Source organism: Acetatifactor muris (genome assembly GCF_024623325.1).
Taxonomy (GTDB): Bacteria; Bacillota; Clostridia; order Lachnospirales; family Lachnospiraceae; genus Acetatifactor; species Acetatifactor muris.
Map to the genome: position 1 here is coordinate 61,421 of NZ_JANJZD010000010.1, position 26,429 is coordinate 87,849.

Annotated in this window: 34 protein-coding genes; all 34 read right to left on the reverse strand. The window is 52.4% G+C overall.

Translation table 11 applies throughout. The features are described 5' to 3' along the window. Positions 1–11 precede the first annotated feature (11 nt). Positions 12–1,610: a phage tail tip lysozyme gene (locus NSB25_RS11260; RefSeq protein ID WP_103239752.1), complete on the reverse strand. Its 1,599-nt coding sequence runs from the start codon at positions 1,608–1,610 to the stop codon at positions 12–14. A gap of 20 nt (positions 1,611–1,630) precedes the next feature. After that, positions 1,631–1,999, reverse strand: coding sequence for a phage holin family protein (locus tag NSB25_RS11265; RefSeq protein ID WP_103239753.1), 369 nt, complete (start codon positions 1,997–1,999; stop codon positions 1,631–1,633). After that, on the reverse strand, positions 1,992–2,273 hold the full coding sequence (locus NSB25_RS11270) for a hypothetical protein (RefSeq protein ID WP_103239754.1): 282 nt from the start codon (positions 2,271–2,273) through the stop codon (positions 1,992–1,994). Before NSB25_RS11270 ends, NSB25_RS11265 begins: the two co-directional genes overlap by 8 nt. Before the next feature lie 12 nt (positions 2,274–2,285). Continuing rightward, complete coding sequence (locus NSB25_RS11275; protein WP_103239755.1) at positions 2,286–2,615, reverse strand: hypothetical protein; 330 nt, start codon at positions 2,613–2,615, stop codon at positions 2,286–2,288. A gap of 127 nt (positions 2,616–2,742) precedes the next feature. Continuing rightward, positions 2,743–3,939: an RNA-directed DNA polymerase gene (locus NSB25_RS11280; RefSeq protein WP_103239870.1), complete on the reverse strand. Its 1,197-nt coding sequence runs from the start codon at positions 3,937–3,939 to the stop codon at positions 2,743–2,745. A 394-nt stretch (positions 3,940–4,333) separates the two neighbouring features. Beyond that, the gene (locus NSB25_RS11285; RefSeq protein ID WP_103239756.1) at positions 4,334–4,747 is read right to left on the reverse strand and encodes a four helix bundle protein; all 414 of its coding nucleotides are present in this window, start codon (positions 4,745–4,747) and stop codon (positions 4,334–4,336) included. Between the two features lie 61 nt (positions 4,748–4,808). Next, complete coding sequence (locus NSB25_RS11290; protein ID WP_103239757.1) at positions 4,809–5,882, reverse strand: SUMF1/EgtB/PvdO family nonheme iron enzyme; 1,074 nt, start codon at positions 5,880–5,882, stop codon at positions 4,809–4,811. 18 nt (positions 5,883–5,900) lie between these two features. Continuing rightward, positions 5,901–6,239, reverse strand: coding sequence for a hypothetical protein (locus NSB25_RS11295; protein ID WP_103239758.1), 339 nt, complete (start codon positions 6,237–6,239; stop codon positions 5,901–5,903). After that, positions 6,239–6,418 carry a hypothetical protein gene (locus NSB25_RS11300; protein WP_103239759.1) on the reverse strand — a complete coding sequence of 60 codons (180 nt, stop codon included), beginning with the start codon at positions 6,416–6,418 and terminating at the stop codon, positions 6,239–6,241. The genes NSB25_RS11295 and NSB25_RS11300 overlap by 1 nt, the downstream gene beginning before the upstream one ends. Further along, positions 6,415–6,819, reverse strand: a complete 405-nt coding sequence (locus tag NSB25_RS11305) for a hypothetical protein (RefSeq protein ID WP_146040036.1) — start codon at positions 6,817–6,819, stop codon at positions 6,415–6,417. Before NSB25_RS11305 ends, NSB25_RS11300 begins: the two co-directional genes overlap by 4 nt. Positions 6,820–6,884: 65 nt before the next feature. Beyond that, entirely contained in the window at positions 6,885–7,202 is a 318-nt protein-coding gene (locus tag NSB25_RS11310) for a hypothetical protein (RefSeq protein WP_146040037.1), read from the reverse strand. 19 nt (positions 7,203–7,221) lie between these two features. After that, on the reverse strand, positions 7,222–8,550 hold the full coding sequence (locus NSB25_RS11315; protein WP_103239762.1) for a hypothetical protein: 1,329 nt from the start codon (positions 8,548–8,550) through the stop codon (positions 7,222–7,224). Continuing rightward, a complete protein-coding gene (locus tag NSB25_RS11320; protein ID WP_103239763.1) occupies positions 8,547–9,995 on the reverse strand; it encodes a hypothetical protein in 1,449 nt (482 codons plus the stop codon). Before NSB25_RS11320 ends, NSB25_RS11315 begins: the two co-directional genes overlap by 4 nt. Then, the gene (locus NSB25_RS11325; RefSeq protein ID WP_103239764.1) at positions 9,977–10,339 is read right to left on the reverse strand and encodes a contractile injection system sheath initiator; all 363 of its coding nucleotides are present in this window, start codon (positions 10,337–10,339) and stop codon (positions 9,977–9,979) included. Before NSB25_RS11325 ends, NSB25_RS11320 begins: the two co-directional genes overlap by 19 nt. Positions 10,340–10,350: 11 nt before the next feature. Next, positions 10,351–10,926 (reverse strand): Gp138 family membrane-puncturing spike protein, encoded by a 576-nt coding sequence (locus tag NSB25_RS11330; RefSeq protein WP_103239765.1) that lies wholly within the window; start codon positions 10,924–10,926, stop codon positions 10,351–10,353. Between the two features lie 13 nt (positions 10,927–10,939). Further along, positions 10,940–12,082: a phage protein gene (locus NSB25_RS11335; protein ID WP_207656159.1), complete on the reverse strand. Its 1,143-nt coding sequence runs from the start codon at positions 12,080–12,082 to the stop codon at positions 10,940–10,942. Then, on the reverse strand, positions 12,082–12,402 hold the full coding sequence (locus NSB25_RS11340; protein WP_103239766.1) for a phage baseplate plug family protein: 321 nt from the start codon (positions 12,400–12,402) through the stop codon (positions 12,082–12,084). Before NSB25_RS11340 ends, NSB25_RS11335 begins: the two co-directional genes overlap by 1 nt. A gap of 11 nt (positions 12,403–12,413) precedes the next feature. Next, positions 12,414–13,073, reverse strand: a complete 660-nt coding sequence (locus NSB25_RS11345; RefSeq protein ID WP_103239767.1) for a phage baseplate protein — start codon at positions 13,071–13,073, stop codon at positions 12,414–12,416. 6 nt (positions 13,074–13,079) lie between these two features. Beyond that, positions 13,080–15,764 carry a phage tail protein gene (locus NSB25_RS11350; RefSeq protein ID WP_103239768.1) on the reverse strand — a complete coding sequence of 895 codons (2,685 nt, stop codon included), beginning with the start codon at positions 15,762–15,764 and terminating at the stop codon, positions 13,080–13,082. Between the two features lie 2 nt (positions 15,765–15,766). Then, entirely contained in the window at positions 15,767–15,931 is a 165-nt protein-coding gene (locus NSB25_RS11355; protein ID WP_172455086.1) for a hypothetical protein, read from the reverse strand. A gap of 35 nt (positions 15,932–15,966) precedes the next feature. After that, positions 15,967–16,461, reverse strand: coding sequence for a phage tail assembly chaperone (locus tag NSB25_RS11360; RefSeq protein ID WP_103239769.1), 495 nt, complete (start codon positions 16,459–16,461; stop codon positions 15,967–15,969). 20 nt (positions 16,462–16,481) lie between these two features. Further along, positions 16,482–16,892 carry a phage structural protein gene (locus NSB25_RS11365; protein ID WP_103239770.1) on the reverse strand — a complete coding sequence of 137 codons (411 nt, stop codon included), beginning with the start codon at positions 16,890–16,892 and terminating at the stop codon, positions 16,482–16,484. Between the two features lie 19 nt (positions 16,893–16,911). Continuing rightward, positions 16,912–18,045: a DUF3383 family protein gene (locus NSB25_RS11370; protein WP_103239771.1), complete on the reverse strand. Its 1,134-nt coding sequence runs from the start codon at positions 18,043–18,045 to the stop codon at positions 16,912–16,914. Further along, the gene (locus NSB25_RS11375; RefSeq protein ID WP_103239772.1) at positions 18,023–18,640 is read right to left on the reverse strand and encodes a phage neck terminator protein; all 618 of its coding nucleotides are present in this window, start codon (positions 18,638–18,640) and stop codon (positions 18,023–18,025) included. Before NSB25_RS11375 ends, NSB25_RS11370 begins: the two co-directional genes overlap by 23 nt. After that, positions 18,621–19,025 (reverse strand): hypothetical protein, encoded by a 405-nt coding sequence (locus tag NSB25_RS11380; RefSeq protein ID WP_103239773.1) that lies wholly within the window; start codon positions 19,023–19,025, stop codon positions 18,621–18,623. The genes NSB25_RS11375 and NSB25_RS11380 overlap by 20 nt, the downstream gene beginning before the upstream one ends. Continuing rightward, on the reverse strand, positions 19,022–19,492 hold the full coding sequence (locus NSB25_RS11385; RefSeq protein WP_103239774.1) for a hypothetical protein: 471 nt from the start codon (positions 19,490–19,492) through the stop codon (positions 19,022–19,024). Before NSB25_RS11385 ends, NSB25_RS11380 begins: the two co-directional genes overlap by 4 nt. Continuing rightward, positions 19,482–19,910, reverse strand: a complete 429-nt coding sequence (locus NSB25_RS11390) for a DUF4054 domain-containing protein (protein ID WP_103239775.1) — start codon at positions 19,908–19,910, stop codon at positions 19,482–19,484. The genes NSB25_RS11385 and NSB25_RS11390 overlap by 11 nt, the downstream gene beginning before the upstream one ends. 18 nt (positions 19,911–19,928) lie before the next feature. Beyond that, positions 19,929–20,321: a hypothetical protein gene (locus tag NSB25_RS11395; protein ID WP_103239776.1), complete on the reverse strand. Its 393-nt coding sequence runs from the start codon at positions 20,319–20,321 to the stop codon at positions 19,929–19,931. A 16-nt stretch (positions 20,322–20,337) separates the two neighbouring features. Next, complete coding sequence (locus tag NSB25_RS11400) at positions 20,338–21,387, reverse strand: DUF2184 domain-containing protein (RefSeq protein WP_242982410.1); 1,050 nt, start codon at positions 21,385–21,387, stop codon at positions 20,338–20,340. A gap of 20 nt (positions 21,388–21,407) precedes the next feature. Further along, positions 21,408–21,908, reverse strand: a complete 501-nt coding sequence (locus NSB25_RS11405) for a structural cement protein Gp24 (protein ID WP_103239777.1) — start codon at positions 21,906–21,908, stop codon at positions 21,408–21,410. After that, positions 21,908–23,344, reverse strand: a complete 1,437-nt coding sequence (locus NSB25_RS11410) for a DUF2213 domain-containing protein (RefSeq protein ID WP_103239778.1) — start codon at positions 23,342–23,344, stop codon at positions 21,908–21,910. The genes NSB25_RS11405 and NSB25_RS11410 overlap by 1 nt, the downstream gene beginning before the upstream one ends. Continuing rightward, positions 23,341–23,598: a hypothetical protein gene (locus NSB25_RS11415; protein ID WP_103239779.1), complete on the reverse strand. Its 258-nt coding sequence runs from the start codon at positions 23,596–23,598 to the stop codon at positions 23,341–23,343. Before NSB25_RS11415 ends, NSB25_RS11410 begins: the two co-directional genes overlap by 4 nt. A gap of 15 nt (positions 23,599–23,613) precedes the next feature. Further along, positions 23,614–24,543, reverse strand: coding sequence for a phage head morphogenesis protein (locus NSB25_RS11420; protein ID WP_172455087.1), 930 nt, complete (start codon positions 24,541–24,543; stop codon positions 23,614–23,616). Further along, positions 24,536–26,428 carry an anti-CBASS protein Acb1 family protein gene (locus NSB25_RS11425; protein ID WP_103239781.1) on the reverse strand — a complete coding sequence of 631 codons (1,893 nt, stop codon included), beginning with the start codon at positions 26,426–26,428 and terminating at the stop codon, positions 24,536–24,538. Before NSB25_RS11425 ends, NSB25_RS11420 begins: the two co-directional genes overlap by 8 nt. Between the last annotated feature and the right edge of the window lies 1 nt (position 26,429).

Genomic DNA, 26,429 nt, shown 5'->3' on the forward strand with positions numbered 1-26,429 from the left:
TGTATGCCCTCCTATGATCCGGAAACTTTGTCAGCATCCACCCAGCCGTACACGGTGCATCCGCTCCCGGTGTGCTTCAAATGGTAAGGGTGCGCCCCGGTCTTGTTGATGGCCGTCACCTTCGCGGTACCGCCTTTGCAGCTGGAGGATTTCGCCCCCTTGTAGCTGCTGGTGTAATGGACGTTCCCGGAATAGTTCACGGTATCGCCCACCTTGATTGCCACGGTTCCCCCGGAAGGACCGGAGCCGGATGCCGCGCCCTGGATGTCAGCAGCATCCACCCAGCCGTATACATTGGAGCCTTTCCCGGGAACCGCCACCAGATGGTACGGATGCGCTCCCTTTGCATTTATGGCCGTCACCTTCGCCTGGCCGCTCATGCAGGAGACCTTTTTGGCGCTTGCATAGGAGCTGGCGTAATGATTCTTTCCGGTGAATGTCACAATATCACCCACTTTCAGATTTCCGGAAGTGTTCGGCTCGTCCGGCTTGTCTGCCTTGCCTGCGTACTTCGGAAGGATATACCCTCTGATATACCGGCCGTTGACCTGGAGGTTCCTGCGGCCCACAACGCCGCCGCTCATATTGCCCTCCAGGACGGTAATGGTGCTGCCTGCCACCTTCTCCGCCATGCCGACATGATCGGGCCAGCCGGTGTTGTTCCCGATGCCGTTATCATCCCAATCATAGAGGATGATGTCCGCCGGTTCCGGTACATAGGCGTCGTTTTCTTCCCAGATTCCCATCTTCTTTGCCAGCTCTATCATCTGGCCGCATCCGCACTCCAGGGGGATGATGTCATCGAACCCTGCCTCGATTGCTGCTGCAGATATAGTGGTGGCGCAGTATGCGTCCGTGTACTTCACGGAATAGTTCCGCGCCAGCGGCTTATGTCCGTTGTAGGTATCAATAATTACCTTGTGGGAGCCGTCCGACCTTTTCAAGCCTACCCAGCCCTGCATGATGCTCAATATGTGCTGCCTCGCCTGCGTCTCTGTCATAGTTGCCTTACCTCCTTCTGGTTTGGTGCTTGTGCCTGCCGTATTGACCGATGCAGGCTTTACAAACTCGTCATAATACTTTTGTCCATATCCAGCCCTTTTCTTCTTTACAGCCTCTCCCTGGTTCTTCGGACGCTCAAAATCAATGAGGACGGCATCAGACGCCGCCCTCACAGAAGTTGCAGATTTCAGAATCTCCAGGACATTTCTGTAGCTGGTGGAAAGTTCCTGCATGAGGAAATCCAGCTGCATCTCCAGATCACCGATTGACACGCCCCTGGACTTTGCCAGGTCATAAAGGCCGGCTTTCCTTCCGGGTGATGTCCATTGTGCCAGCCCGTACCCGTACTGTTTATTCGGGAGAGGATGCAGGAACTCCTCTTGGCTGATTTCCCCGCTGTCCACCGCCACTGTGTACGTTTCATCCGTACAGTACAGCTTTCCGGCCTCTTTGAGCCGCGCCTCACAGAGATCCTCCAGGTTCTTAGGATTGAGCCTGGACTCTGCGGACAGATTCCCCATGAGGCCAGCCACTCCATGATTGCTTAGTCCTGCGGATGCCAGATAGTTCCATACCTGCTCCCGGACCGTACTTCCTTTCAGTGCCATAGCGTTTCCCTCCTCCTACATCATTTTGCAGTCTTTTCTCCCGGAGCTTCACCGGCAGAGTTATTGATAGTGACACCGGAGCCTGCTTCAATTTTCATCTGCTTCACTGCTGCTTCAATCAGAATGTCCAGCTGTTCATCCGAAAGGGCAATGTTCTTCTCAATAAGCAGCTCTTTCAGAAACTCCGTAACGTATGCCTTGCGTTCCGGCCCATCATCAGCCCACATGACCTGCTGGGCTTTCAGTACCGCGTACCGAACCCACTTCTCTGCCAGGGCCAGCTTATCCGCCCCGATGCGCTCCCTTACCCAGGGAATGGCATACCGCGTGATAAGCATGACTGCCACCATGATAACTACCTTCAAAAGCTCAAATAAAATCTCATTCATTCAGATTTGCCTCCATTTCTTTCTGTCTTTGTTCCTCGTGTTCCCTGTCCTCCAGCTCGAATGACCGCTCCCTCTGCCGCTCCTTCGTGGTCTTTATCCAGCCCATGACTCCACACTCCCCTCCGCAGGCAGCAAATACGCATGTGCAGAGCGTGTCCGGGATTGCCCCGGTCTGGTAGTAAAGCCACACCATCACCACGATAAAGAGAAGCAGGAAAACGGCAATCACCGCCAGGATGATGTCCATTGTCCGGACGCTTTTCTTTTCCTTCATGCCTCGCCTCCTCTACAGCCCAATCTTGGCAAATACAATAGCCAGGACAGCTCCCAGTATCGCGGTTCCGATGTATGCCATCGCTTTCCGCCACTTCTCGCCGTCCCGGTTCTCGATTTGCTCCAGGCGCTTGCTCTGCTCCTCCTGGACCTTCAACATGTTCTGCATGTTCACCGCCAGCTTTTCTGTGGACGCTGCCAGGTCGGTCATCTTCTGGATGCTGTTCTCCAGGACTCCGATGCGGTGATTCTGGCGGTCGTTTTCTTCCTTCAACCGCTCATTCTCCGACTCCATCAGCTGCCGGAACTGCTCCAGCTCCCTATGTGTCACCGGGTTATCCATAGCCTTTTCACCTCCTTCCACTGAAAAACCGCCCTCTCCAGGCGGTCTTAAATCTATTCTTAAATTCGCACATGCCAGACAAGGCTCCTGCCCTGCCGGTATGTGGAAATTCAAGCAATGCTCACACTTACCATACCAGCTGCAAGTCGTTTCGCATTTCCCATTCCCCATAGGACATACGCATTTCCTGCTGTATGGGGAGCATGTAAAGAAGTTCTTCCTCTCCATCCTCCAGCTTTCCTCCTTCCGCGGTTGTGAGAACCATCTCTTGATATATCTTATCTAAAAGAGCCTGGCTGTCTGTATGGCCCAACATCCCTATGTAGCTGTTGAACCGCTGCGTCACTTCCTGGAGCGTCAGTTTCCCTTCGGCATACTTCACACAGACACCGGCCAGGTTCCGTTTTATTCGTAATGATGTGCTTTTCCGCACGTTCACTTCGTCCGCCCACACTCTGTATCCTACAAATTCGATTCCCTGCGCTATCGGACGGATGCAGGTCTTTTGATTCAGATTAAGCTCCAGCTCCACTTCCAGGAAGGTGCCTATCCGGTCTTTCCATTCCCGGAGCTGCAATTTGCTGTTGCTCAATATAATCACATCATCCATATAGCGTATATAGTAACGGATTCCCAGGACGCGCTTGCAGAACTGGTCCAGGGCATCCAGGTAAATGTTCGCAAAGAGCTGGCTCAAAAGGTTCCCTATCGGCATCCCGACATCATAAAGCCGTTCCTCCAGCGGCACATCCTCCGGATTCTTGCCAGGTGGCAAGCCGAATGGCGTATGTTTGCAGTCGATAATCCCGTACAGAATCTCCAGCACTCTTTCATCCTTGATTTTCTTTGCCAGGATTTCTTTCAGTATCCGGTGTGATACACGGTAGAAATATTTGCTTATATCCAGTTTTAGGAAATACCAGGTTTCCCCTTCCTTCCGGGAGACAAGCTCCAGCCAGTATTTCAGCCGATTCATAGCTCCCAGGCTGCCCCTGCCGGGAATACATCCGTATGTGTCCTTGATGTATCCCGGAACCAGGAGCGGATTCACCACCCGGTAAATCGCCCATTGGACGATGCGATGACGGAAGGATATTGACATAATCATCCGCAGCTTTGGCTCATGGATATAGAAAATGTAATACCTTTCTATGCAATAGCCGCCGCTTAGGATTTCCTCTCTTAGCAAAGTGAGCTTTTCCCAGGCGTCCAGATTGTACGCCAGGACATCCTTCTGGTACCGCCTTCCGCTGGAGGCATCCTCCAGGGCGGCGTGTAGGTTTTCCATAGAGAAGATTAGGTCAAACACTCGTTTTATCTTCATCGCGTCATCCTCTCTAAAAATCTCTGTGTCGCGGCGTTCACATTTTGTGTTACTTGCAGTTTCCAGAGTTGCCTTCTGCTTTGTTTGTCTCCACAGAGGCGGCACCACATACGCACACATGGCACCATTTTTCTCCTGCCTTGCGGCCCGGAGCGGAAACAGGCTCCTTTAATCTCTCGCACTGCCGGGCAGACCGTAATCTGACCGGTTCTGGCATATGAGAGTAGAGCGGAGCGAAAACCAACGTTGTGGTTCGAGTTCGAGCGCGGGTTGTTCAAATTCACGTTGAACACGCCAGCGTTCGCGGCGTTGTTCCAGTTGCCCCCACAGATCGGCAAACGTAGTGTATAGCCTGCTCCCAAAAGGAAAGCACCCGGTATTCCCGGATGCCTCCCTACCTCTTGCCCTTTGCTGCAGGCGTCTCCTCGTATATGTACTTTTTATACCCTCCAATCATCGCGCCGATTTCTTTTGACCGGCGCGTCCATTCATCATAGGACGATGAACCTTTCAGATATTTCAGCGCATATGCCAGGGTGATAAAATCCTGCAAGGCTTTATTCTTCATATCCAGATTTTTGCACGGAGTTTTCTTATTCTGCTCGAACTGGAGAGCTGCCGCAAGCTCTACCATTTCATTCATGCAGTGGGCGATGTCATCTCCCAGGAGTTTCTGGTGCGCCACGCTCCACCGTTCTATGAGCGGCATCGCATACGCGGCCATGTCTAATACTTTCTGCCTTATCTGGAGATTTTCCGCCTCCTGCTTGCTTATGCCGCCGGTAGTGGCAGCTCTCTTTTCAGACATATTGCCTCCGTAAAGTTATAGCCCTGCTACCGCAGGGCGGTCAGTGATTCAGTGGGCAGTTTTACAGTTCTACATAAGCGGAGCGAAAACCAACGTTGTGGTCCGAGTTCGAGCGCGGGTTGCGCAAATTCACGCTGAACACGCCAGCGTTCGCGGCGCCGTTCCAGCGGCCCCCACAGAGCGGAAAACGTTCTCCGGCGTTGTTCATCCAATGACCGTCCCCAGCGTAATCTCCTCCGGGTTCATCCGGATAAATCAGAAGGACTTTCGCCAGCTCCGGAGCCGTCAGGCCGCTTGCCAGCGACATATCCTTGTACTCGCAGTAACGCCCGGCATCCGCCGCGACAGTAATTCCGGTTGTCAGCTGAATCTTGCCGGACACCCAGTCATATTTCAGAGTTGCAGCCGTCCCAGGCTCCACCAGGGAACCATCATTCTTGATAGCTTTCCAGAGAGTAGAGGAAGGCCCCTGGTCGCAGTCCGCTCCGAGTGCTGCATTGTTGTACGGAATCACCTGGATTTCTCCTTCTTTCAGACGCATGCCGCCTACCCACTCCCAGACGTTGCCGTTCATGTCCTGGATGCCAAACTGTGTCCAGTCATGCCCCCAGGTTGCCGGACCGGAACCGGTAAATGTACGTCCGTCATACTGTTTTCCGCTGTCTGTGTACTGGTAGCTTACCTGGCCTTTCTCATAGCTGTGGCCGTGATCGCATCCGTAGCTGTTGTTGCCACGCGGCATCGTTCCATTCTTCCGGCACCAGAGGGCAATGCAGGCCCATTCTGCCATCGTCCCCAAGTGGAATCCAGGCCCCTTTGCATCGCAGGCTATCTTTGCCTGGTCGAAATTGATGTACACATTGGGGTCTCTGTGTGCCAGGGAGTAGGCTCTGCCGTTGATAATCACGTTCTGATACTTAGAATAATAGAATACAGAACGTTCCACCTGGGCGCCGTTCTCTGCCACACTGAAAGCAGGATGGATATTCTGGCTCAATCCAGTAACCAGGTCACTATTTTTCATCTTGTAGATAGGCACATAAATGGACGGCATATCCATGTCATCCAGAAGAACCACATTCTTGCCTCCCGAAATCTCTTTTACAGCTGCTGCAAACTGGTCGTAATTTCCCATGATATAAAATCCTCCTTCTTAGATTGCGTAAAGTTTAAGTGTGACATTTGCCATGTTGAAAGGTACCGGCTCCTTCTTGATGGTTGTTTTCTGGCTCTGGGGGTCCTCCGGGTCATAATCCGGATTGTCAATGACTTCCTCCGTGTACTGGCGCTCCGGAATCTCAATCTGGGCAGCATACCTCACTCCCAGGCCGGTAGTCACCATGCCGAACTTGTCAATGCAGATGTCGATGGAGACCGGATAGTCCCTCTCGCGTTTCTCCAGGTTCAGCATCAGCTCGTCAGCGAACGTGATTTTGTTCTTACTGACGGAATACTCCATTTTCGGTCCTTCATTCACATTGATTACATTCATTACCTCTTACCTCCTATTCTGTGCGCCTCATGGTAGGCTCTGTTGGTTTCCATAGCGATGCAGTCCGCCATATCCTTCTGATGTGCGGATGCTCTGGAAGGGTCGATTCCATACTCCCTTAGCGCCTGGTCGCGCTGGTGGTTCCTCTCGTCACTCCGGATGATAACATTTGCACTCATGCCGCATTACCTCCGTGGACATACAGCTTCAGCGTTACTTCCGGGGCGCTCCCGGTGTATTTGACCTTGAAACCGTTCAGCTGCTTGTCATAGATGACTACATCGCCAACATTGGTTACATCACCCTGGATTTCTGCATCCACCCGGTAGTCCAGGGTATCCCTTGCCACAGACAGCGCCACCGTCTGGGCGGAATTATTGTTGTAGAAATCCTCGTTGGTGTTCTTGAGCGTCCTGGTGATGACTTCGCCGCCCACGTTGCTGATCTGGCGCTCGTGCTTATACACGACTTCCGCCAGGAACTCCCCCAGGAGGTTTCCGCTGTCCACCCCATCCTCGATGTTGTTGAAATGGAACTCGTCCTGCGGCGTCCCCTCCTGGATGCCCGGCACGTCATCCACCCACGGCGTCTTGACGTATGTGCCGGTCGCGTTTTTGTGTAGATATGGCTGCTCTCTACCGTACATTACTGCTCAACCTCCTTCTCATAGATTGGGAACTCAAATTTTACGAGTACCCCCTGGTTCGTGGCCCTCACCACCTTCGTCTCCTGGTAGCCGCACTGTTTCCCCTTCACGTCGATTATCCTGACCGCCGTGATAGTCTGTGATCCGGTGGAAACCCTGGGAAGGCTCACGATGACTTCCACCGTGTTCCCGACTATGCGCTTGGTATTGATTTTAGCCTTATACCAGGCGTCACCCACACGGTACTCAAACAGCACCAGGGCTTTCAGCCAGTCGTTCCTCCGGTCATTCATAAATTCAGTTGACCAAAAAGACATTTTCCTGCACCTCCTTCATTTATTTTCCACAAACGCCGGTACCGCATCTCCGCGATGTTGCCGCCGTGATGTAGACAGATGGTTTTTCTCCGGAGACTCCTGCCGATATGGAAAGGACTGTCTCCTCTTTAGCTCCGCATTTTTTAGCGTCTGCCGCTGCGATAGACACTGACGGACTGCTGGATATTCCGGAAGAAATAACCAGCATTTCCTCTCCGCCGGTACCGCACTTTTTGGCATCCGCCGCCGCGATCCGGACAGACGGCTCTTTGCTGGAGACGCCTGCCGATACGATTAGCGATTTCCCCGGCTTCTGCCCTCCGGTTATCATGGTACCGGAGAGCGGCACGTCATCGGCCACATTGCTGATGGTTTTCCCGGCCTCAATGCAGCTGCCTATCATAACGCTTTCTGTTGATTGCCCTGGCACTGTGCCGGACAATGGAACGAAAGCGGATGCACTCGTCACGTTTCCGCCGACTACTGCATCCGCTCCTATGAATACTCCATTTACCGCCTGGTGCGGATGCGTCCCACAGACAATCTGGCCTGCCAGGATGACGTTCTGCACCTCATACGATGAATTGATTTCTATTTGCACATCCTCTGTAATTACCTCGCCTATGGTGGAATCGTACAGCTTTCCTCCCACCCGGATTGTGCCGGTCTTTTTTAGCTCAAATACACGCTGAATCTCTTTTATACCTATCTCTGTCTGGAGCAGATAAATCCTCCCCAGGGAACCCCGGCGCGGATGCGTTCCGCATACCAGCTGGTTTGTGAGAGGCACATTGTAGACGCTGTATATCCATCTCACAAGCGTCTCCACCACTACCTTGATGCGGTACTCAAATTCTATCCGTACACCAGCGGCTTTTACCATCGGAACCTCTCCCAGCGTCACTACCTCCCCTCCAGGCTTTAGGAATGGCATGGTGAGGATGATTGTTGCCGGCATATCCGGGTCTTCAATGTAGTAGATAGGGGAAACATCCCAGAGGAGCGCAAGCCCATCCATAAGGTCATAGTAGGTACATTCATTGGTATTTACCAGGAGCTTATACCTCAAAAACTGCCGGTACCTTTCATCCGAAATGACTGGCTCCTCTACATTAAGGCCAGCCAGCTCTCCTGCCTCCTTCCTGGTAAGTGGGATGATGGTTCCGACATAATCCAGATTCTGCCCCATAGCAGTATCGAGGTCGGTCTTGCTGTTCAGCTCGTCAAATACCGTGTCAAGCTCCTGCATCTGCCTGGCAAATGCTTTTATGAGGACTTCTATATTCTTTTTTCCCAGGAACTGCATAGGCAGGTCCCGCAGCCAGTCTTTCAGTATATCCGTTGTCACTTGCGGACCACCTCGATTCTGTTCTCGTCAATGAGAACTTTCTGCCTGGATGTAGCCATAATGTTCTCGTCCCTCTGATAGTCCCCATCACCAGGAATAACCGTACTGTCCGTGGTGTATGCAGTATAGATGATGATTTTTGTAAGGCCGGCCACCCGGTCATAAATGCCCTCATTCAGCAGCTGCGTAAGGAGGCTTGTGCCTGCTGTCATCTGGGCGCCATCCTCCATGAGGGACTGCTTCGTAAGTGAAGAATAATTGACCGGGATTTTCGCTTCATCACCCTCCAGCTGCACTTTCAGCCAGGCGTACAGATACTCCGGACGGTTGAACCGGACCGGGATTGTGTCTCCGTATTCCCCGGGTACGTTCACCACTACGCTGCCGTGGGTCTGGATGCCGCCTGCTTTCCTCCGGAAGATCGCCTTTGCAATCGCCGTGTTATCACCGCCCTCTACGATGATTTCTATGCTATGCGGCGGCAGGCCCCTCTCGTCTGTCACGTCCATGTCGTTCTCGTACCCGGATGCGGATTCCACATCCTCCACATTGTTCAGAAGCTCCGCGATGATGCTCTCTATCATGGTGTTTGACCGGAGAGCCGACTTCGCTATGTAGGACTGCCGCAATTCAATATCCGTCTCCCTCTTTCGCCCATAGGTAGGCTCCAGAAGGTTTGTCACCGCCGTAAAGCCGGTGATGTTGTTTACCATCCTGGTAACGATGTTATAAGGCAGGGTGATTTTCCCATAGTCATTTGTGAGGAAATTTGCCAGGGATGTCACGCTGGAAGTAGTGAGATTATCCGTGAGTGTCAGCACATTCTCCCTGGTCTTTGTCTTATCATTGATGATAAGAACATCGTCCTCCACTTTAACCTCGTAACCTTCATCCTTTATGGCGGCTGCAAGTCCGGCCAGGATTGCTGAAGATTTTCCGCCTTGCGGATTGGAATAGCTGTACTGATTGCCGTTGATGGAAACGGTATACACTCCGGTATCTTCGGATGCCACAATGACAGAAACCTTATTGAACCGCTCCCTGGCAATCTGAAATTCCTCCGCTGAAAAAAGCCGGATTTCCGGAGTTGTGTTAGTTGCCACAACAGCATTTTCACGAACATACGTCCCATCATCACCGGTACAGTGGAGGATGTAGCTGGTTCTCTTGTCTCCGGCCCTCTTGATGCCGCCATACTGTACAGCATGATCCAGGTTCAGCTCCGTAGCCGTTGCCGGGTACTTCGCATAATAGCTGTCCTGCGCTGTCTCCCATAGGTTCGCTATCTGGTTCCCAAAAGTCGTTATGAGCGTATTGAGGAAAGAAGTGCCTGCAAGCCTTGTATCTACCTTCCATCCGTCCGTCAAATCCGTATGGATTTCTTCCAGGATGGTATCCAGCCTTTTCAGCACAAATCCTTTGTCTGTTATTCCGTAATCTGGCAATTTATATCCACCTCCTCCTTTATGGTCTCATAGTCCGTACTGGCTACAAACCGTATTTTCGCTTTTCTGGTGGCTGCATCGAATGTGACAGACACCTCCCCCACATCCGTTACCTCGTCAACCTCAAAAATCTTCTCACGGACGACTCCCTCAAAATAATCGGTGTCCGGGTTCTTTACCAGCAGGCTCTCCGTGTAGGGAAGCCCTTCGTCACGGTTCCACCTCCATTCAGCCTCGAACCATTTCAGCCGAATCTTGATTTTCTGTGCTACAGAATCAGAGAGCGTTATATCGCCATTTCCGCCAACGAATAAATCCCCGGACCGGTCAAGTAATATATCCATACAGCATCTCCTTATCCTGTCTCAATGACCTGCTTGCAGGTTATCTTCCCATCAACCTCCATGTCTCCTTTTGCCTTGATGCCCTTCCCGGTGATTTTCAATTCTGTTTCCCCGGATGCAATCTCAACGCCTGCATCATACACCATCAGCTCCGTTTCCCCGGCCTGGATGACTACCGCATCTTTGCTGCAGGCTTTTTCCACGATGGCACCGCCTCCGTTCAGAAGGCCCGGTATCACCATCGCACTTGTGAGGTCAAACCGCAGGGAGCTTTCCGATTCTGCGCCGCTCCTCCAGGCATCCAGTTCCACTTCGGAGATGATGATTAGGCAGTCATCCTTCGGCTTGACCGGAAAAGCTATCCCTATCCCTGCCGACTGGCAGAATGGGAAAGCCACAGGCGCGTCCGTGATGGGTGGATATGCCAGCTCCACTCCGTCCGATGTGACAAACTTCCCGGACGGCTTTACTACCGCTGTCCCTGCCCCAGGATTGAACGACACGATTTCTCCAGGGAGCGCGGTGTGTATCTGGTTTACTGCCGCCCTGGCCGTATCCTCCACTTGCTGGGAAAACTCTTGTAACATATATAAACACCTCCTATGCTTTGGCAAGGTCAGCAGCTTTCACCGCCGCAGTGACCGTACTTCCGATTCCGATAACTACCCTATCGCCTTTTACCTGGATGACATCGTAAACAGAATAATAGCAGACGAATGTCCCTCCGGAATATTGATATCCTTTGGTCTTATTCCCCTGCTGAATAGTCCGTATCACTTTAACCTTATCACCTTTTTTAAGCGCTCCGGAAGAATCGCCTCCGGAGCCAGAACCGGAGTCTCCGCCGGAAGTGACTGCTTTCTTGTCAAGTTTCGGCTGCGCCCTGATTACTAACAGCTGGGCTGTGCAGAGCCAGTCACCTTCCATGTTGTCACCGTCTATGGTTACTTTGTGTACCAGGAAGAATCCGCTTATCTCGTCACTCTGGAGCTTCACGATGTCATTCACTCCGATTGCCCCATTGAGTAGGTACTGCACTTCCCACCCGGTCTGTGATTCGTTGTTGTCTCCGCCGGAGGAAATCGTGATCCGCTTCGGCCGGCCGATAAGGCCGGAACTGCTGTCCAGAAGATAGCCCCTGGTATTTACTGCGCGGCCGGGCCATGTAATCTGTATAACCTGGTTCTGGATTGTCCATCTGTGGCCGCAGCATCCAGCTATCTTTTGCAGGGCGTTCTTCGCTTTTCCTACATAGCTGAATCCGTTGGGCAGCGTCTTATAGGATAAATCCTTTGCAAATACGATGGAACATCCCATCTGCCCTGCGATGTACTTATAGACATCCTGGCAGTTTACGGAACCATTGAGGGAAACGGTTATATTCGTATCCCTCAATTCCACCCTGCCGTCCATGACCTCTATTTCCGTCAGCCGGTCCGCATTGTCCGGGATTGTGGTAACGCTTGTGATGTTCCCCACCAGGATAAGCGCCATTGAATCCTCATACCCTGCTTTCAGCTCCAGGGCGCAGTCTTTCGTGTCCAGGATTTTTAGATTCTTGTCGGAGAGGTTCCATACCTGGACTTTCGCCGTATTTGGCGATTCGGCGTTTGACTTCTCCACACTGAAAGAAACATGCAGGGCATCCTCCCTGGCACTGTGGATATTGCCTATTTCAAAACCTCTCCCTCCCATCTTTCCGCACCGCATGATATAGCGGCGCATAAAGTTCTCATTTGCCATTATTCGTCCTCCAATTCCACGTTTGGTATGTAGATGAACTCCGCCGTCCTTTCATTGAACGCCTGCCTCCCTACCTTCTCCTTCGTGGACACGCACCCGAAAATCCCGTCCGGGATGGCGCGGTCGGAGTAGAAAAAGAAGATAGGGAAGTTAGGCACAATCCGCGTCATGGCGATGATCGGGTTTTCGTCCTCGTCATAAAGGCCGAAGCTCCAATAATCATACTTCTCGTTATAGGTGAACCGGAGTATATATTCAGTGCCGTCTATGGACAGATTTGATACGCTATCATTCATGTCCGGAACCTTGATATACAACATTTCCTGCCTCCTTAGATGAATCCTAACCCACTTGCCACTCCATAAAGGATTGACTGGTTTTTCTTTGCACTGGAGCCTCCGGAACCGCCAGAGCTGCCAGAACCCCCGGAACCGCCCCCAGAGCTGCTGGAGGAGCCAGAGGAGCCGCCGGTACTTCCGCTGGCCGTCCCTGCGCTGCTTGATGTCGTGGATGTTGATGCGGTACCGGCGTTTGCCATCGTTTCCCCAGCTTTAAGAATATAGCTGGGGATGCTGGCGGTCTTTCGGCTCGTCACCCTTACTTTCTGCGCCGTGATGGAGATTTCCCTGGCATACCCTATCTCCTTTGAGTGCTTGATGGATATGCTGGTGATCCCCATGTTCTTATATACCGTATCTGTAGTTACAATTTTCACCAGCTGCTTTGAAAGCCACAGGTTCTCTATCCGGTTGCAGATATTGTTTACCCTGCTGTTGGAAGTGCCATGTCTGTACAGCCATGTTACCGGCGTGTTGGTGACATACAGCGTCATGCTGATGCTGATAGGCTCCAGGATGATTGTATCTGATACCGGGAACCCCTCCTCCACCGGATAGACCGGGATAGTGGCAGACAAGGTTTTCTGTTCATCTATCAGAGCATCAAACTCAATGCCTGCCACCGATACCGGCTTTAGATTGCTTCTTGCCATGTCTGCCTACCCCCTTGCGTATGCTAATCCTCTTGCCATGTATGCGGTCGCGTCACTGGCAGATTTATTCATCGCCTTAGAGACGTTTTTCTGCACTTCTGGCGTTCCTCCGGTGTAGCTGTTCGCTATGTTCACATTCTGTGTCACACTGGAGGATGAATTGTTGTTTACAGTTGATGCGGTCGCGGTAGATACGTCTGCCGTTGCCGCCCTTGTGAGGGAAGAAATACCCTCTGCAAGCCCTCTGACCTTATCCAGAACCGTCTCCTCGTTGGAAGAGATGCCCTCTGCCAGTCCGCTCATAAAGTCTGGCATCCAGCTCTCATAGTCTGTCAGCGGCCCTTCGTCCGGTACAGAGAAGTGTAGGAATGACCTAATCTTGTCTCCGATTCCTTTTACCGCATCGACAATCCCTTGTACTCCGGACATGATGCCGTCTTTCAGCCCGCCGATGAAATCCTTGCCCCACTGGATGGCCTGGCCCGGTAGGCCTTTGATGAAATCCACCGCCGAGTTGATGCCGTTTACAATGGTGTCCTTGATGTTCCCTATCGTTGATGTAATGCCGGATAGGATATTCGAAAATATCCCGCTCACCGTGGATGCTATAGTGTTGAAAATGTTGCTGAAAAAGTCTCGTATAGCCCCTAGCACCGATTGTATGACTGAATAGGCATTATTTATCGCGTTGGAGATTGTTCCGGTAATAGCGCTCCAAATTCCGCTTAAGAATGAGCATATGCCGTTCCAGATGCCTTGGAAGAAACTGCTTATGGCTCCCCAGACAGTTTCCCATATTGCCTTGATTGCACCGAGGGCCATATCGAACAACAGTTTGATTGTCTCCCATACCGCCGTGATAAAACTAACGATTGCATCCCATATCCCGGTAAATATCTGCTTGATGGCGTCCCATGCACCCTGCCAATCTCCAGTGAATACCGATGAAATGAAATTCGCCACTCCCTTGACGATTTCTAGGAAACCATTCAGAACCCCGCCGATGGAATCCCACAGCACCTTGAACCATGACAGAATCTCCGAACCCCAGTTGTTCCAGAATGTCTGTATCCATCCGAACACCGTTTCAATCACCGCCGCAATGGCGTTGAAAATAGCGCTGCCGACTTCATATAGCGCATCCCAGACAGCTGATAACGCCTCCAGGATTGCTCCCCATACCTCCAGCAATTTGTCCTTCGTGCTTTGTGTACTTCCGTCTATGTTGTCCTCTGTAGAACCGAACAGAGTAGCGGCCAGCTGCGAGATGAACGTCCACACCCCTTGCAGGAATGTTTTGATTATCCCCCAGGCCCTTTCAAAATTCTGCCGGATGCTCTCTGAATGCCGCTCAAAAAATCCCTTTACGGTATCCACCCACATCCCTGCCGCCTGCTTTATGAAATCCCACACGTTCAGTAGGAACTCTTTTATCTTTGTCCATGCCGCCAGGATTTTCTCCCTGGCATTGTCCGCGCCGATACCAGCCTTGTCAAACAGCGTCCCGATGACTGAATCGTTACCCTGCATGAAATTGATGAAATCCTCAATAATCAATGCCAGTATCACGATGACCGCTATAATCGCCATAACCTTTAGGTTCGCCAGGCTGAAAGCCTTTGCCACCTTGCTGATGATGCCTGCAAGTCCTCCGGCGGCCTTTATAAAGCTCATTATCTTTGAAACCGCAAGTACGGCCATGAAAGCGCCTGCAGCAATCGCCGCTATTTTCAGCACGTTCTCTATGCCGCCAAACTTTGCGACTATGTTCTTTACCAGGTCTATGCCCTTCGATACTCCCCTGGATAGCGTCTGCGCCATCCGGTCTATTGCAGGCTGGAGCCTTTTCACAAGCGCATGGAGCCGGTCAAACGCCCTGGTGAGGAACCCGGTCTCGCTTGTCATGTTCTGGAGCCATTTTGTTGCGCCCTGCACCATCATGCTTAGGAGCTTCAAGACCTGCACTGCCGGTTTGAGGAACACGTTTCCGGCGGCTGCTTTTAAGTCATTGACAGACTGCTTCAAGTTTCCCAGCTGGTTAGACCAGGTATCGGATTCCCTTGCTGCCTGCCCCAGCGCTCCGGAGGCTTTGTTTGCATCCTCGACCATTGACAATAGCGTGAACTGCTTTTCTGCCTCGCTCAAATCCTTGAACGATTTCCCATACAGATTGTTTGCCGCCGTGTTCCTGGTGGTTTCCGTACACGAAAGCCCCAGGGCGGCATCGTTCTCAAAATTTCCCTTCAAGAACGATTGCAGGGAATTTGTCACATCCTCGATGGAGCGGTCATAGAAAGCCGCGGAATCTGCCACGGCTATCATTGATCTGTTCGCTATGTCGAGCGCGTCTGCCTGCTCCACACCTGCCGTCTTGGAAAAGGCAGCTATCTGTGTGAAGCTGCCTTTCATGCGGTTCACCAGGACGCCGGTATCCGCCTCTATTGCCTCCAGCTTGCTTGCCGCTTCATCTTCCATCTCGCCAAACACCTGGGAGAACTGTGATTTCAGCGCCTCCGCTTCTGCTGCGGTTTCTGCTAAATTACTGAGACCAGCTATGGAAAATCCTATGCCGATTACACCGAGAAGTTTTGTAGCGAGATTCTTCAACCCTTTGATGGAGTTTTCCGCCTTTTTCTCGCTCTGTGAATCCACCTCAAACCCGAATGCCACAGCTATGTCTCGTATAGTCAAGTTTACTTATTCCTCCTTTCCAGCTCGTCAGCCCGCCCCTTTTCCACATCACGCTCCATGAGGTAGAGCGCGTACAGCTTCAGCGCCTCGTCCAGGGTATAATATTCCTTAAGCTCCTGCATGGACGCGATGCCTGCCTTTATCAGGATGTAGCAGCGTAATTCCAACTCGCTAAATTGTCCATAATCAAACTTGCCGTATTTCAGATAACCTTGCGCGGCTTCTTCGGAATCGCCAATCCTGCTTTCCCAGATAGGCCGGCGATTTTCTTGAAAAAACCGTTGAAATTCAGTTTGATTACATGGAAACAAAGGATGAACATATCCTGGACTTCCCCGCAGAAAATCTCATTTGCAATGTCCATGTCCAGACGCTCCGGCTTAAACTCACCCTCCTCGTCCGGCAGCTCCACAACGATATGCCCTCCCAGGAGTAATTTCTGCATGAGCTTTTCCATCTTGTCACCGGAGATATTGGTGCAGTTGGACAGCGCCTCCGCCGCCTGCGCCGCATCAACGTCCATGAGGCTCCCTTCTTTCTGATCTGATACCAGGGGTGCTAATGCTCCCAAAAGGGGAGCCAGCACGGATGCCAGCTCCCCGGTAAGGTTCGCTGCCTTAAAAGCAGCAAAAGGTTTGATATAAAAATTGTAACCGCCGACCGTCTCCTTTGTCGGCTCCATCTGTTTGAGTGCCATGTGTTTATCCTCCTATACTCTTATTTGAATTCTCCCTCTGCCACCACAATCTCCCATTCCCGGTTCTGCTGCGTCTTTCCGCGAACCCACGATGCCGGTTTTGTCACCCAGGCGATAGCTCCCACGAACTTCTCCGCCCCCAGGATGTCTGCGATATTCACAGAGAATGTTCCCTGGCCGTTCTTCTGGTCCTGCCGGTATTTCTTCTCCAGGAAGGAATTGCTTCTGGACGCCTGCAGCAGAGCGATTTTTACAGTGTAGATTTTGGACGGGTCAATGCTCCTGGCAATCTCGCCGTCCGCGCCGCTCACATAGCTGGTTCCATCACCGGCAGGCTCCACGGTAATGAAACTGTCATCCGCGAATCCGGACATAATGTGATTCCCCAGGGCGCAGGTCACTTCTTTGGGATTGTAGGTTGTTACTCTCATAGCTTTTCATCCTCCTCTCTTAGAATCTCAACGTGCCGCCAATTTCCACCAGATGGATGGCGCCTGCAAGCCGCGCCCGCCATCTACAGTTAGGCAGCTTGCGCGATTTCCTCTGGTCCTCCGTCAGATCGCTTGCCAGGGGGACGGTAGTAACGTACCCTGGAATCTCGTTATCGTCAGCATCGAATGATGTCTGTGCGATTCCTCCATGCGTCTGCCCTTCCGAAAGGGCTTTTTCCATCGCCCCCTGGATTGCCCCGATGCCGCTGTCCTCGAACGGAACCTTCGTGTTGGCTTTCAGAACGCCGAACACAAGGAACTGCATCCTGTTTTTCAGCCAGTCACGGAAACGGATGACGTCAATCCACTCACCAGAGAGCATCTTCCCACCCATGTTGCAGTTGCAGCTTGCATACCGGAGGTTCACATTCATATTGTTTGCCTCCAGCGTCTTTTTCTGGTCGGACGTGAGCCGGGAGGGGACGATGGTTGCCTCCTCTTTAAGGTTCCAGGTCTCGGAGCCGGGCTGGTACCCGAAACACTTTGCCATAATAGCAAGCGCAGCGTACTCATTCTCCGCAGGCTTTTCCCCATTTTCGTATCCGTCCGCCAGTCCGGAGAACTTCCCGAAACTCCGGTAATAGGAAAAATTCTTGATCGGGCAGCTGTCAATGTCCGTGTACTCGAACCCAAAAATCTTCTCCTGCGTCTCTGTCCAGCTCACCACATTGCGGACATCATCCGGGTCTTTGAAATCCGTAATATGGATGCCATAGAAAGACGCCTCCCGGTTTGCCCTGGCAAGCGTCTCCCGGATGTCCTCATACACCGGTGCAGGCTCCGTGGTTTCGCCCTCTCCCTCCACCACTTCCGGAATGGTTGATTTCCGCACCGCCACATATACATCCCCCGGTGATGGAGACTGCGAAAACGCCACCGATGCCGCCAGGTATGCGCCATCCTCCACGGTGTATCCGTAGTTGAGCAGTTCATCGGCCTTTGAAATGGCCGTGGTCTTCGTGAGCTTTGCGATGCCTTCCGCCTCCGGAGCAGGCACCACCAGCAAAATGCTGTCAAACGTGGCGTCATCTGATCCCGGATTTGCAATCTCAATGTCACATTTTACAATGTCATCCAATGGATTGTTCTGCATTGTCTTTACCTCCTTCTGATTCTTCTATCAATTCTACATTTTCTATGGCATCTGTCGTTGCAGCTGCCATATCGCTTGTGCCGCCTCCGGAGCTGTTCGGAACCATCGGCATACCGCTGATGCCATACTGTCCGTCTGCCTCCTCGACATAGGAAACCGTAAACTCCGCCATCGCCCGGTACCGGTACTGTGTGCTGTTCTGCAAGCCGGTAAGGTTCCGCACCGGGGGCATGAGAAGAATCCCCATGCCTCTCTTGCTGAAAAAGTCCGTCATCCTCTCTGAATCCAGAAAGATGGCGAACTCTGATAAATCGGATGTTGCGGTATCAATGAAATTGCCAGTCTGATTCTTCCCGGATGGCATCGGCTTTCCATTCGTGTATAGGTTCACTTCCAGGGTGGTACCACACTGGTATACGCTGCGCCCCTCCTCGTCAATAATCGGGAAAGCATCCCTCCGGATGCCGCCGGTTTTAAGGGTGACATACGGCACTGGCGGCTTCGTGTTTATCTGTTCTGTCCAGAGGATAGCTGCCCCGGCGAAAAACCGCGCTGTGGCATCGTAAAGTGATTCCTTAACTTCCACCAGATTCATCCGCCGTCTCCTCCTCTCCCTTTTCCTCCTCTCCAGGCCCCGGCCCCTGGTCTTGCTTTAGGCACTGGACGAAAGTGGCCGTGTAGTGCCTTAGGGGTGTGTTCTCACTTAACCTGCTGGATTTACAGTCAAACCACTTGCCCTGGTACCAGAGCCGGTCCGACTTCTGCTGTTTCCCTTCATCCTCAACCTTGATTTCATAATCGCAGAAAACCTTTAGCCTCTGGACTGATTCCGTGCCGTCCGGCGTTGTCACAGTCGCGTCCTCTAATGTCTGTACGTCCATAGGGAGCGTTATATCTTCATAGGGTATAGTAGAATACCCCCGCACATAAACCGGCGCAGAATACCGCCTTATCGTGTATGGCCTTTTCAGAAATTTCAATCATCACCACTTCCTTTCTTCTGGATGACGTAATTCACAGACTGCCGCATCCGCCCGGTGTCAACCAGCGGCTTGCTGCTGCCTTTCTTCTTGATTGTGGATTCCGCATTTGGTGCAAAGCTCCCGGAAGTGATTTTGTCCTGCATGAGGTCCTTCTGGAAGATTCCTATCTCTTTCAGTATTTGCTCCGCAGATTTCCCCTGTGCAAAATCCTTTACCTCCTCTTTCAAGAATGAATTTATCTTGCTTTCGTTGTCATCCACACTCTGTCTGATGAATGGCCTGGCCGGTATGTGGTCCGTCCCCAGCTCATTAAAAGCCGCCACATCGCACATGTCCGTCCCGTCCTCTTCCTGGGACTTTCCTCTCTGGAATCCGACACGAACCTCCAGTTCCTTAAGCTCCGCCAGCTCCCGGAAGAAACGCTGTCCCTCCGGAGTGAGCCGGTCTCTGAACCTAACGCCCATAGCTTTTCGCCTCCCCTGCACTGATAATCGGGATGATGGCATTTCTCCGGAGCGTAAGGAACTCCAGGCCGTATACGGTGAGTGCATACTCCGCATCGACCTGGAGATTCGTCTGCTGCCCGGTGGCATAGGTGATAGAGGTTTCTCCTTCCGAATAGGAGCTCACTCGCAGGGAATCCCCGATGGTTCCGTTTTCCGTGTTCCCGTAGCCATTCATCTTTAATTTGTGGGCGGTCAGATATGCAAGGGCTTTCTGGTATGTTTTGCCAAACCTCTTTTCTGAAATCTGATCGGAATACAGCTCCAGGAACGTCTTGACGCCATAGGTCTTTTTTCCGGTCTCCGGGTCTACCACATCATCATCCGGCACGTCCGCGAACTCTGCCGCTACAATACGGAAAATATCGAGTGCGTCCATATCGTCAGTACCTCCCTCCTATTTTTTCTTTGTCAGCGCCGCCTTGACCTTTTTCAGTACATCGGCCTGGTCCTTGCACTCCGCCGGATTGATTCCAAGCTCATTTGCCAGGGATGCCAGGCCCTCCTCGCTGATTCCCTCCAGGGATGCCAGACGTGCTTTCCGCAGCTCCTCCGCATCTGCCGCAGCCTTTTCAGCCGCAGCCTTTTTCTCTGCCTCTACCTCCTCCTGGGTTTTCGCAGGCGCGGACACTTTGCCGGTGATCCGGGCAAACCCCATCTTTTTATAGACCTCCAGGATGGGGCTGGCCTCGTATGCTGCAGGAATCTCCTTTACCTCTCCGGGGAGGATAGTAACCTCCCCGATGCCGATAACCTTTCCATTGGAAATATTCTCCATCTTCATAGCCATGTGTTTTCCTCCTTCCTTAGACACCGACCGCAATAAGCGCGGACAGCGGATAATACAGAACAATGCCAGCGATCCTCTCCTCGCAAGGGATGATTACCTCCAGGTTGCGGTTCTGGAGAGGGTACTGGTAGAACGCCATCGGAATCTCCAGGGAGAACTTCTCCTCGCTGTTGGTGTAGAGCATCATCACATTCTTGCCGTAAGGGTTCGTGGACTTACTATTACCGGACATTTCCGGAGCGGGAATGATGTCCTTCAAATACGGCGCGTTCTCCAGCAGGAATTTCTTCACCGTAAATCCGGTATTCGGAATCTGCCTGGTGGAAATGTCGATGTAGACATCGGAGGGCAGCATCAGAGTATCCGCTCTCTCTACGTCCTGGGTAATCCTCGCCATATAGCCGAACATGCCGTTAATGTCATCCAAAATCTGCTGTGCGCTCTTGTACTTGAACTCCGTATGCTGTACCCCGTCCACTTCCACGGTAGAGAGCGTGTACAGAGGGATGTTATTGTCGGCGGACAGCATACCCATGAGCTTATGCTTTTTATCACCGGCAAATGCGATGGTGTTGGCCGTCCGGTCGATAGCATAACGCGCCGCATCTGCTTTTCTGGTGTCCAGGCTCTTTCCTGCATGTCGGCTGGCCCTCATTTCCTGGATGGAGTAACCGTAGCTGTCACCGATGGACTTCACGGATGCCGTGGTCGGCTCTCCCTTCACATCAGCCCTGGGAAGGTCGGTAGCGTAGTTGCTGATGATAGCAGCAAAGCCGGTCTTCTCATAGCTGTAATACGTCATGGTTTCCGCACCTTCCGGAACCTCATGGGTGATCGGAAAATGGTTCAGAGCGGTAAACTCCGGATAAATCTTGTCATAGGCCTTGGACTTTACATAGTCCAGCTCCCTTGCAAAGAAAATACTCGCATCCTCCGCGCTGTCAAAGTGCATCCCCTTTACGGTTGCCAGGGTAGGAATGATGTTGGATGCCTTCAATGCCTCATAGTCCGCCTGGTCGTAACCTTCGGACGGCATATCGGGATTGTACCTCTTGTTTTCGTTCATTGTTCAGTCTCCTCCTTTTCTTAGCCTAACTCAATGACTGCAATGCCATTATCAGTATCGCTTACGTTGCCGAACTTCGCCCCGATGTCCAGGTTCGCCGCCCCATCATCGCCGGTCTGGGTCTCCAGGTGGGTAAAGGCTCCGGCATCTTTCCCGGAAGTCACCACATAGGCCGTCTGTGCATAGGTGGGAACCGCATCAGCCGCAAGCCTGCCCCATACATGCCCTTTACGCATGATGCCGACCGATACATCCTTTTTCAGAATGACCTTCCCGGACATGTCCTGCTCCGTGTTCGCCGCATGGAGGACAACGCCCTCGATCTGCGCCTTTGTGGTGCCAGCTGCCGGAACCTTGACCGTAGAGCCTGCGGACGTTCCCACAGCTGCCGCCATACCGAATTTGAGAACGCCATCGGCCTCCTCATTCTGCCTCGTCACTACCTCGTCATACGCAAGGTCTACTTTGCCGCCTGCGACACCCTTCGGAGTATCGAAACTGTAATTCATCTGTGCTGCCATTACTGCTTACCTCCTTCTCTATCAATCATGCGCTGTCTTGCCTGCGCCGCTGCGCTTTTACCGGCAGGATTACCGTCTGCCCTGGTTGCCTGTGCAGGAGCCGGTTTTCCGGCCATCTGCTTTTTCTGGAAGGAAACATCCTTCCGCTTATTGACCTCATTCACAGCCATGTCATAGGCGGCATCCACATAGGCCCGGCTCTTTCCGTCAAGTCTCATGGCCGGAAGGACTTTAGCGATGATAGCCTTTTTACCCTCCAGGATGCTCTTATTCTCCAGGCCGTCCATGCGGAGCTTGTCACCGATCCGGCAGATGCTCAAACGCTGACGGAAGATTTCATCCGCTGAATCCGCGTTTAGGGAACCGCTCTTGTCATCGGAACCATCCTCCTGGTCGGCATTGTCCGCCTGGTCGGCAGCATCGGCTCCGCCGTCTGCGTTATCCGCGCTGTCCACTGCCGCATCGGCCATCATCTTCTCCAGGCAGGCCAGGAGCATGTCAATGTCCTCGTCCTGCTGTGCGATGACGCCCATAGCTCCTTCAACATCCTTCGGGTCTTCCTCTGCATCCCTGCGGTCGCGCCGGTCTTTCACCATCTGCGCGATGTCGGCAGGAGAACTCCCCTCCTCCGATGCAGGCTCCTCACACCCTTCTCCGTCTGCTGCTTTCTCCTCCTCGGTTGCAGGCTCCTCGGTGGGTTCCTCTGCCTCTGCCATAGCTGCCCCGGCTTCATCAGCTGCCGGTTTCTCCTCGCCCCCGGCGGCAGCTCTACCGGCCTTGCGCTCCTTATACGCTTCTATGGCCTTTTTAAGCTCCTCCGGTGACATTGCGCCGCCATCTGCGCGGCTTCTTGTTTCTCTTGCCATCAATTTACCTCCTTTAAGTTCTGGTTCGTCCGAACCGTCAATGTTGAGCCTGGCCTGCTCCCCGGCTCGTGCCGATGCCACAAGTGCCAGGTGGTTTATGACAATATTCGTCTGGATTGCATCGTAAGGTTCGCCGTTGTAAGTCCCCGGCTCCTCCACCAGGTCCAGGTTGTACCCCAGGGAGAGTTCTTTCAGTCCGCTGTCCTTCATGGCATCCGTATTATGGATGATGATTTCGGCACGGACATCCTCTCTGTCCTGGTACCCATTTGTGAGGATGGTTCCAATCTGCTCCTTATCCACATTATCTTTGCTCACGATGCCTGCCTCGTGGGTGATGATAATGGGCTTGCCTTTGTATGTAGCCAGCGATTTCCCGTTGAACACATGCTCCGGCAGTCGCAATTCCCTCCGAATACTACCATCGGGGTTTGTGTATTCAAATATCCCACACGATGTAAGAATCGGGTGGTCTACCAGATACCCTTCTTCTGTGAAGTACGTCCTATCGTCCTTATCCAGCCGGATAGTGTCCAGGCGCCGCACTTTCCTCAATTTCGGTTCAGTCATTCAGCCTCCCCCTCCCCTTCCGGCTCCCCTCCAGATTCTGCCTCTCCAGGCTCCTCTCCGGAAGTGATTAGCCTTGTAAGCTCCAGTGTAAGATTCTGGATATGTTCCACTGCATCCAGGCGCATACCGTCAATCGCTTGTGCTGTTGTTCTGGCGTCGCTGGAGCCTAAAGCAGCGATTTTATCAGTGTGACTGATAACTAATCCAGCCTCCTCTATTAAAGCCTGGCAAATCGCTTTTACAGCGTTTTCCATCTCTGATACCTCCTATCATTTGATTGTTACCTTTATGCCGCCATCCTCCTTTACCGGAAGGTTCAGCGTGTTCCGGTTGAATACCGGCCTGCCTATGCAGCGGCAGTTGAAATCCTGGCCGGGATGACAGTGCCTCCCATTGTCGGTCTCCGGCCCTTCCCCTTCCCAGGAAAACTTCTGGCCGTTCAGCCTCCGGTGGCTCCTGCGGACACGTTCATCTCCACAATCACTCCAGATATACTCCGTGATTCCTGCATCCATCTGTTGGGCGCGTTGAATCTGGCCGTTGAGTTTTGCCGTCTGGTCCCTTGCTATGAACCGCGCCTTTTTCCTGCTCACGCCATATGCAAGCTGGATGTCCTTTGCGATGTCCGTAGTCCTGCGCCCGCGGTTGAATCCATCCAGGACAATATCCTTCATCTTATCCAGCGTATTCTCCGGTATGGAAGTGATTAAGTCCACATTCTCACTCACCCACTTTGCCAGCTGATCTAAATAAAAATCGCCCAGGTAGTAGTCCTTGCGGATGTCTATTCCCAGGCTGGTACGGATGACCTTTTCCCATTCTTTGGTTGTCATCCGCCGGTTAATAAGCGCCAGGTTCAAAAGCCTTTTCTTCAAGCCGAAGGAAAGACACCTAGCAGCTACTTTGTTCCGTATTCTGTTAAATATGCCGATTACCGCCAGAAGGAAATCCGTTGCCGAATCTTCCCGTCGCCCCTGGACTTCCGCATCCCTCTCCCTCTTGTAAATCTCTTTGAGTGTAGGGAACTCCGCCTCCAGCTCCTCTTTGAGGATGCCGGTGTATTCATTCACCATGCGGATATACTCGCGTTCCGCGCCCTCCGGAATCTTCGGCGTATACTTGCTGTATAGGTTCGTATGTCCGTAGAACTTCCGGCTGACTTTCGCCATCAGCTCTTTGTTCAGCATCTTTTCATCCATCCGGACCGCCCCCATTCAGAATCTCCAGGAGAATGTCCAGGCTTTTCTCAAACGGCGGAAAGAGGTTTTTCTGGTAAAGCTCCGGCAGCGTATACCATGCCGCATCCAGCATCTCGTCACCATCTGCCTCCGGCTTTCCGGTAAATTCATCCGCAAAGAAAATCTGCGATGAAAGATACGGTCCGCCGGGGCTTTCGTATATCCCTATCGGTATGAGATTTAGAGGCATGATGTTGAACTCCTCCATCGCCTCCCTCTTTGCCGCATCCTCGGTGGATTCCCCACGCTCCACCTTCCCGCCAGGCCCGCAGATGCCCTCGCTGCCGCGCCTGGATGCCGCCAGGATTTTCCCGTCATGAATAACCAGGACCGCAGCGGCTGGTAAATCGTCCGCGTCCGTTGCCGCCTCCTCTCCGGTTGCTGCAGGTTCGGATGCCGGTACCATGCCGTGATCCGGAATGTTTCCAGGCTCCATCCCCTCCCCGGTAATGTCCAGGTCATCCTCCGTGATTAGGTTCTCAATCTCAAACTCCCCCTCTGCTGCCAGGTTCTTTCTGACTTCGGAAGGGTCAATGACAGAAGAATCCATGTAGATTTGCGCTGTCTGGGCTTTCACAAGCTCCGTATCCGCTTTGGTTTTGGATATATCCGCCTGCTCTTTGTCGGACGTAGACCAAAGAGCCGCCATCTTTACCTTGTACCTGGGAATCTCCTTGAACCGTCCCTCGCGCTTGCCCTGGATAAGCATGAGGTCTATTACCGTCCGGGAGCTGCCTTTCATGTTCTCCTTCTGGATGTTCTCCACCATGTTATAATAATTCTCCATGTCATTCTCGCCAGTGGAGTTCATCCCGGCAGGAGAGCGTCCGAATAGGATTGTCTGTGGAATGTCCGTAACAGCTGACAGCATATTGCATGTAGCATCCAGGATGTCCTTCACCCCTGCCATCGTGATATTCTTGAAATCGTAGTCCTCCCCCTCGGTATCAATGGCTATGCTGTTCAGAATACCCCTTGCCATATCAATCAGCTGGAGCCTCCGGATTGCCTTATCCTCACCCTCGTCCGTTGCCAGCATATTAGAGAGGTTCTTCATCTTGTATATGGCCTGGACGCACCGCTCCAGCAGTTTCACGCCGTTTCCGTGGGATGTTACGCACTCCCGGAGAGCGCTTCTTATCTTCACATACTCTGGGATGCCCCAATACCGGTAATTGGTGTTCGTGGTCTGTTCTGGCAGGCGTCCGTTCCGGAATACCAGGCACCGTGACTGATGCACAACGAAATAGCCATATACGCTGAATACCTGGTAATACTCCGGCTCTCCAAACGGCACATCACCATCCATGCTGTCAGCAAAATTGAAATGGTAGAGGTTCGTGTAGTCCGGCTGGACAACCGCCCTCTCGAACACTCGCAGCTCCTCGATGCTCCGGACATCGCTCCAGTTCAGAGGCTCCTCCAGCCCCCGGCCATCATCCACCAGCATGACGATGATCGCGCCACCGTAAAGTCTGGCCCATTTTTCCGCCGTTGCAAACTTATCCTCCAGCTGTAATGAATCCATCCGGTCCTCTATATACTCCGATACGTCAGAATCCCCAAAATCAATATCATAGCCATGCTTAACAGCCTCCTCGGAAGGGCGGTCTATAATCTTCGCAAAAAGCCCATTCCCTTCATACAGCCTGGTAAGCTCCATGTCAGAGACAAAAGGCTCCTGCGTGTAGGTGTACGCGGTGGAGTTATCCTGCGCGGTTCCGTATTTATTGAGCATATTTGAGTAACCGTCCTGCCGGAACTGCTCCTGCGTACCCTCAATGATGGCCGCGCCTCTCTGTAGCTGCCGCTGCTTTTCCAGCCTGGCTTTCTGTGTATCGTCCATA